Here is a 1,546-nt window from a genome sequence, read left to right as displayed (position 1 = left end):
GGGTGTCGGGTGTGGATTTGGATTGGGGTGTGGTGTGTGGGGGTGGGCGGCGGGTGGATTTGCCGACGTATGCCTTCCAACACCAGCACTACTGGCTCTACGACCCGGCCCTAGTCGGCGCTGGACTCCTCGCCGACACCCACCCCCTGCTCGACGCCGCGGTGCCGTTGGCCAACACCGACGGCGCCGTCTTCACCGGCCGCTGGTCCCTGATCACCCACCCGTGGCTCGCCGACCACTCGGTCGGCGGCACCGTCGTGTTCCCCGGCACCGGGCTGGTCGAACTCGCCCTCCACGCCGGCGACCAGGTTGGCGTCGACCTGATCGACGAGCTGACCCTGCACGCCCCGCTCGTCGTACCGGACAGCGGCAGCGTCGAGGTCCAACTTGCGGTGGAGGCACCCGACCCGACCGGTCGCCGCGCCGTCGGGGTGCACTCCCGCGAACACGACGACGCCCCATGGACCCGGCACGCGACCGGAGTCCTGACCGCCAGCGACACCCCCGGCGTCGCCCTCACCGAGTGGCCGCCCGCCGACGCCGAACCGCTGCCCCTGACCGGGCTCTATGACGACCTCGCGGCCGGCGGACTCGACTACGGCCACATGTTCCAGGGTCTGCGCCACGCCTGGCGGGCCGGCGAGGAACTCTACGCCGAGGTCGATCTCCCCGACGGCGCGGAGACCGACGGCTACGGTCTGCACCCGGCGCTCTTCGATGCCGGCCTGCACGCCCTCACCCGAGCTGACCACGACACCCACCGGGGTCTGCCGTTCGCCTGGTCGGGCGTGGCACTGCACGCCACCGGTGCCACCAGCCTCCGGGTACGGCTCACCCCGTCCGACACGGGCATCCGGATCGCGGTCGCCGATGCCGTCGGCGCGCCTGTCGCGAGCGTTCAGTCGCTGGTGCTCCGCCCGGTGCAGGTCACCACGGCCACCGGGGTCGCCGACGCGCTCTTCGGTCTCGACTGGCACCCCCTCGGCCGCACCGCGCCCGAAACCACCCCTACGTGGACCTGGCACCCCGACACCGCCCCGGCCCCCACCGGCGACGGCCGCACTCGGACCACCGGCCCGGGGAACGGCGACGGCCCGACCGAGCTGGTGGTGCTGCCGGCCGGAGGCACCGACGACGTGCACGCCGAGGTGAACCGGGTGTTGGCGATCGCCCAGCGCTGGCTGGCGGAGCCCACGACCGCCCGGCTCGTCGTCCTCACCCGGCATGCCGTCGGTGACGACGTGACCGACCTGGCCGGTGCGGCCGTGTGGGGGCTGCTGCGCTCCGCGCAGGCCGAGAACCCCGACCGTTTCCTTCTCGTTGACGCCGACACCGACCAGCTCGTCGACGTCCTTCCGCTCGCCCTGGCCGCCGGCGAGCCGCAGGTGACGATCCGGGACGGAGTCGTCTCCGTTCCGCGGATCGTGCGCCGGACGCCGCCGACCATGCAGCCGGACGCTCCGCTCTTCGGTACGGGCACGGTGTTGGTTACTGGTGCGACGGGTGCGTTGGGTGCGGCGGTGGCTCGGCATTTGGTGGCGGTGCA

General features: G+C 72.9%; 1 protein-coding gene. It reads left to right on the top strand.

Features of this window, described 5'->3' with window-relative positions:
* Positions 1-53 precede the first annotated feature (53 nt).
* Positions 54-1,546: SpnB-like Rossmann fold domain-containing protein (locus T398_RS26755; RefSeq protein WP_496450573.1), on the top strand; the 1,493-nt coding region annotated here is incomplete at its 3' end.

Source organism: Salinispora goodfellowii (genome assembly GCF_059570675.1).
The sequence above is the reverse complement of the archived record's forward strand: the minus strand, read 5'-3'. Positions and strand labels throughout refer to the sequence as shown.